The sequence below is a fragment of the Streptomyces sp. 8N706 genome (genome assembly GCF_052245415.1).
Lineage (GTDB): Bacteria > Actinomycetota > Actinomycetes > Streptomycetales > Streptomycetaceae > Streptomyces.
This window is the reverse complement of record NZ_JBQQBW010000200.1, coordinates 1-5,358: the sequence shown is the minus strand read 5'-3', so window position 1 is coordinate 5,358 and position 5,358 is coordinate 1. Positions and strand designations below refer to the sequence as shown.

Sequence of the window (5,358 nt, the reverse complement as noted above, 5' to 3'; positions counted from 1 at the left end):
CCCCCGGAGCCGCAATGGACGGCGCTTCCCCCGTCCCCCCATGTTTCCCCCGCGTCCCCCTCCCCCGTCGGGCGCCCCGAATCCCCCGTGGCGCCCTCCCCCTGCGGCCGGGGTGCCGCACCGTTCCGCCGCCCCGTGTCGGCGGTGTCGGCACCGCGCCCCTTCCGCGGTCTCCACTCTTCCGTCCGCACAGGTCCCCGCCCATCCGCGCGGCTACTCATCTCGGCGGCTAGGTACACCTACTCAGGGCTGCGCACTCCTGCCCACACGGACATCGCCCCCTCTTGGCTACGATCCCGGGGTGTCGGTGCTTCCGTTGGTGTTCACAAGCGGCTGGGCGAGCGGGATCAACGCCTATGCCGTCGTCCTGCTGCTGGGTCTGTTCGGTGCCACCGGGGTCTCGGAAGAGGTGCCCGAACCACTCCGGCGGCCCGAGGTCCTGACCGTCGCGGCCCTGTTGTTCCTCTGCGAGGCGGTCGCCGACAAGGTCCCCTACATGGACTCCGTCTGGGACTCCGTCCACACCCTCGTACGGCCCGTGGCGGGTGCCGTGGTCGGCGCGCTGCTCGCCGGGCAGGACGGCTCGCTGCCGCAGGCGGCGGCCGGCGCGGTGGGCGGCTCCACGGCGCTGCTGAGCCATCTGGTCAAGGCCGGGACCCGGATGGCGGTCAACACCTCACCCGAGCCCGCGAGCAATATCGTGGTGAGCCTTGCCGAGGACCTCGGTGTCGCCGGGCTGGTCACCTTCGCGATGTTCCACCCGGTCGCCGCCGCGGTCGTCGCGGCCGCCCTGCTCGTCCTGGGCCTCGCCGTAGTGATCTTCCTCGCCTCCCGCATCCGCCGGTTCGTGCGCCGCAGGCGCCGGCGGCGCGCGGAGAAGCAGCTCGCAAGGGGTGGCGCGGCACGCGGCGCGGCGGACGGCGGACCACCCGCGCCATGGTGATGGCGGGACGGCCACATGGTGTCGGTGGCTGCGGCTAAGGTCTCGTCCATGGCACGTATTGCGGTGATCGGCGCCGGGATGGGCTCGATGGCGGCGGCCGCCCGGCTGGCCGTGGCGGGCCACCGGGTGGCGGTGTACGAACGGGCGGAGACCTACGGGGGCGGTGTGCGGCGCCTTGAGCGCGACGGCTTCGGCTTCGACACGGGACCGGGCCTGCTCCACCTGCCCGCGGTCTACCGCGATCTGTTCGTCAAGACCGGCAAGGAGCCCCTGGAGCAGTGCGTGGAACTCTCCCAGGTGGACCCGGCCGGCCGCCATGTCTTCGCCGACGGCACCGAGGTGGCTCTGCCGAACGCCTCCCGGGCGGGCGTCGTCGAGGCGCTGGACGCCGCGCTCGGGGCAGGCGCGGGTGAGCGCTGGAGCGAGCTGGTCAACCGCGCGCGCGACGTCTGGGAGGCGACGCGCAGACCGCTGCTGGAGGAGCCGCTGCGGAAGGACTGGCGGCTCCTCGGCCGCGAGCCGTACCCGGCGGTGCGCAAGCGCGGGCTGTTCGGGCGCGGCCGGCGTCCGGACACGCTCGCCGACGTGGCCCGCCGCGAGCTGCGCGACCCGCGGCTGGTGGCCCTGCTGGAGAGTTACGCGCTGGCTCATGGCTTCGATCCCGTGACCGTCCCCCCGAGCGCGGCCGTGCTGCCCTACATCGAGCAGACCTTCGGGTCGTGGTATGTGCGCGGGGGCATGCGGGCCCTGGCGCGGGCGCTGTACGAGCGCTGTCTGGCGCGCGGGGTCGAGTTCGCCTTCGGCTCGGCCGTGGTGGGCGTTCTGGAGAAGGACGGCCGGGCGGCGGGGGTCGAGCTGGCGGACGGGTCGGTCGCGGAGGCGGACTCGGTGGTCGCGGGCATCGATCCGCGGCGGCTGGAGCGGATGCTCAGCGGCACGGCGGGGTCGCCGTGGCAGGGCCACGGACTGTGGGAGGACGGGGATGTGCGGCCGGATCCCGGCACGCCCGCCCGGGTGCCGGGCCGGTTCACGGTCTGCCTCGCCCTGCGTGGCGCACGCCCCGACGGAGCGGCCCACCGGACGGTGGTGCACTCGGCCGACCGCGGGGACGAGCTGGGCTCGCTGTTCGACCCCGAGCCGACGCTGCAGGAGAGGCTGTGCGAATTTCCCACGGTCACCGTGGTGCGGCCGGACGACCCCACCCTGGTCCCCGACGCGGAGCACGAGACGGTGACGCTGTCCGCGGTCGTGCCTCCCCACGGACCGGTGGACTGGCTCGACGAGGACGCAGTGCGCAGGGACGCGGACCGTGTGGTCGCGATTGCGGAAGCGGCGATACCGGGGCTGCGGGACCGGCTGCTGTGGCGCGAGGTCCGTACCCCGGCGGACACCGCCGAGGAGACGGGCGCCGAGGGCGGTTCGGTACCGGGTCCCGCGCTGGCGGGGGCCGGGGGGCGGCAGCTGCATCCGGCCAACACCGGGCGGGTGCCGGGGCTGTATCTGGTGGGTGGCTGGTCCCACCCCGGGGGCGGGCTCGCCCACACCGGGATGTCGGGTGCGCTGGTCGCCGGGCTGATCGTGGAGGGCGCCGACTGGCGGGGCTCACAGTGACGCCGGCCGCGCGGCGCGGCCACCGTCCCGTGGCAGCTCAGTAGCGGTACTCGCCGTAGCCGGTGTTGTAGTCCGGTTGGTACGGGTACGTCTGCTCCTCCTGGGCCGGAGGGGCCGGCGGCTGGTCGTCCTCACGCTGCTGAGGGACCCAGACTCCCCCGGGCGGAGTGTCGCTGTAGGGCGGGGCGGCCGCTACGTAGGGATCCGCGGTGTACTGCCCGGTGCCGTAGTCGTACTGCTGCCCGCCGTAGGCACCGTACGGGTCGTACTGCTGTGTGCTGTCGACGCCATTGGCGACGTAGGGGTCGGAGTACGCGGCGTACTGGCCGTTCCCGTAGTCGTACTGCGCCGCGTACCCGCCCTGGGCCTGGCCCGCGTAACCCGCCTGGGCCTGGGCCGCGTAGCTGTCCTGGCCGTAGTCGCCGTAGGTGGCGTAGAGGCTCTGCTGGTCCGCGTACACACTCTGCGATTCCGCGTACGCACCCTGCGATTCCGCGTACGCACCCTGCGATCCGGCATACGGGCTCTGCGATTCGGCGTACGGGCTCTGCGGGCCGGTGCCGTGCGCGGAGTCGGTGTAGACGCCGTACTGGCCGGTGTCGTCAGGTATCGGCTGCGGGTGGTGGACCTCCGGTGCGGCTGCGCCCTCGGGTTCCTCCACGGGATGCGCCTCGAGATCCGAGACCTCCAGCGTCGGCTCCATGGGAGTCATCGCCGCGTCCTTGCGCCGCCCGCTGAGGGCAGGCGGGGTCAGAGCCCAGCCCCTGGAGAAGCCCTGCCGGAACGAGAGCGTGACATAGGTCTGCCCGATCGCGAACGCGATGGCACCCACGCCGATGACGATCACCGACGGCAGCAGCACACCGAGGACGACACCCAGGAAGCCGGCGAAGGCCAGCAGCCGCCAGCGCAGGCGCGCCTTGTACTGCAACAGCACCTCGCCGAGCAGCCACAGCGCGACGATGCCGAATGCGATGTAGAGGATCGTCCAGCCCATGTACGCCCCACTTCCGCCGCTTTCCGGCCACCGTCAGGACTGCTGGTGCAGTCCCAGATTCTCGTAGATTTCCAGCGTTGCCGTGGAGTGGTTGAGGGTAATGAAGTGCAACCCGGGGATGTCCTCGGACATCAGCCGCGCACACAGCTCCGTGGCGTACTCGATCCCAATGGAGCGTACAGCGGCTTTGTCATCCTTGACCGCAAGGATGCGCTCGGCCAGCTCCGGTGGGAAGGCGGCATTGCTGAGCTCCGCGAACCGCTCGATCTGCCGGACGTTCGTGACCGGCATGATCTCCGGGATGATCGGGGTCTGGCAACCCGCCGCCGCGACCCGGTCCCGCAGTCGCAGATAGTCCTCCGGGTAGAAGAACATCTGGGTGATCGCGAAGTCGGCGCCCGCACGGCACTTGTCGACGAAGTGCCGGACGTCGCTGTCCCAGTCCGTCGAGCGCGGATGCATCTCGGGGAAGGCCGCGACACCGACGCAGAAGTCGCCCGACTCCTTGATCAGCCGGACGAGATCGGCCGCGTACTGCACCCCGTCGGGATGTCGCACCCACTCGCCCATCGGATCGCCGGGCGGGTCGCCGCGGAGGGCGAGCATATTGCGGATCCCGGCGTCCGCGTAGTGGCCGATGATGTTGCGCAGCTCCGCGAGGGAGTGGTTCACCGCGGTCAGATGCGCCACTGGGGTGAGGGTGGTGTCGGTCGCGATCCGCGCGGTGGCGCGCACGGTCCCCTCACGGGACGAGCCGCCCGCGCCGTAGGTCACGGAGACGAAGGTCGGGGCGACCGCCTCGATCCGGCGAATGGCGTTCCACAGGGTCCGCTCGCCCTTCTCCGTCTTCGGGGCGGCGAACTCGAACGAGAATGACCGCTTACCGGAAGCAAGCAGATCACGGACCGTATGTGCGCGGTCCGACCGGGTGGAAGCAGTGCCTAGGGCCATACCGGCAGGCTATCCATCCGCTGGGCGGAGGGCCCAATCAAAGCCGACGATATGACCGGTTAGTCGGCTTCTGGTCCACATGCTGGTCCCGGCATGAACGACGGGTTACGGCCACGCCCCCGCCATGGCCGACGCCGGACACGCCTGGGCCACGGTCCGCCCGCGCCCCGGTCACGCGCTGCGCTCACGTACGCGCTTCGCCAGATCGGCCGCCGCCGCACCCGGGTCGTCGGCTTCCGTGATCGCGCGGACCACCACCACCCGCCGGGCCCCCGCGTCCAGCACCTCGTCGAGGTTGGACGCGTCGATGCCGCCGATCGCGAACCACGGCCGTACGGGCTCCAGCGAGGCGGCGTACCGGACCAGCGGCAGGCCCGGGGCGTGCCGGCCCGGCTTGGTCGGCGTGGGCCAGCAGGGTCCGGTGCAGAAGTAGTCGACGCCGGGCTCGGCGGCCGCCGCGGCCACCTCCGCCTCGGCATGGGTGGAGCGTCCGATGATCACGGAGTCGCCGAGTATCGCGCGCGCGGCGGGGACCGGAAGATCGCCCTGGCCCAGATGCAGCACGTCGGAGCCGATGGCGTGCGCGACATCCGCGCGGTCGTTGACCGCGAGCAGCTTCCCGTGCCGCCGGCAGGCGTCGGCGCACGCGGCCAGGTGCTCCAGCTCCTCGCCGGCCTCCATGCCCTTGTCCCGCAGCTGCACGATGTCCACACCCGAGGCGAGCACCGCGTCGAGGAACTCCGAAAGATCGCCCTGGCGCTTGCGCGCGTCGGTGCAGAGATAGAGCCGGGCATCTGCGAGGTGTACGGCAGCGGTGGCCATGGTCCCCCCGGGTCGGCGGCGGGGGGGGGGGGGG

At 72.1% G+C, this 5,358-nt stretch carries 5 protein-coding genes; 2 read left to right on the top strand and 3 right to left on the bottom strand.

What is annotated here, in order from left to right:
- Positions 1–301 precede the first annotated feature (301 nt).
- Both ACTWQE_RS33480 and ACTWQE_RS33475 read left to right on the top strand, forming a co-directional pair.
- A complete protein-coding gene (locus tag ACTWQE_RS33480) occupies positions 302–943 on the top strand; it encodes a DUF4126 domain-containing protein (protein WP_443332860.1) in 642 nt (213 codons plus the stop codon).
- 48 nt (positions 944–991) lie between these two features.
- Complete coding sequence (locus ACTWQE_RS33475; RefSeq protein ID WP_443332859.1) at positions 992–2,554, top strand: phytoene desaturase family protein; 1,563 nt, start codon at positions 992–994, stop codon at positions 2,552–2,554.
- A 37-nt stretch (positions 2,555–2,591) separates the two neighbouring features.
- Here ACTWQE_RS33475 and ACTWQE_RS33470 read toward each other — a convergent pair whose 3' ends face one another.
- The 3 genes from ACTWQE_RS33470 to thiE all read right to left on the bottom strand — a co-directional run bounded on the left by ACTWQE_RS33470 (position 2,592) and on the right by thiE (position 5,324).
- The gene (locus tag ACTWQE_RS33470) at positions 2,592–3,551 is read right to left on the bottom strand and encodes a hypothetical protein (protein WP_443332858.1); all 960 of its coding nucleotides are present in this window, start codon (positions 3,549–3,551) and stop codon (positions 2,592–2,594) included.
- Between the two features lie 33 nt (positions 3,552–3,584).
- Complete coding sequence (gene metF, locus ACTWQE_RS33465; RefSeq protein WP_443332857.1) at positions 3,585–4,502, bottom strand: methylenetetrahydrofolate reductase [NAD(P)H]; 918 nt, start codon at positions 4,500–4,502, stop codon at positions 3,585–3,587.
- A gap of 171 nt (positions 4,503–4,673) precedes the next feature.
- Positions 4,674–5,324, bottom strand: a complete 651-nt coding sequence (gene thiE / locus ACTWQE_RS33460) for a thiamine phosphate synthase (RefSeq protein WP_443332856.1) — start codon at positions 5,322–5,324, stop codon at positions 4,674–4,676.
- Positions 5,325–5,358 lie beyond the last annotated feature (34 nt).

Coding starts and splice junctions, on each gene's coding strand:
- metF (WP_443332857.1), bottom strand. CDS start 4,502: ATGGCCCTAGGCACTGCTTCCACCCGGTCGGACCGCGCACATACGGTC.
- ACTWQE_RS33475 (WP_443332859.1), top strand. CDS start 992: ATGGCACGTATTGCGGTGATCGGCGCCGGGATGGGCTCGATGGCGGCG.
- ACTWQE_RS33470 (WP_443332858.1), bottom strand. CDS start 3,551: ATGGGCTGGACGATCCTCTACATCGCATTCGGCATCGTCGCGCTGTGG.
- thiE (WP_443332856.1), bottom strand. CDS start 5,324: ATGGCCACCGCTGCCGTACACCTCGCAGATGCCCGGCTCTATCTCTGC.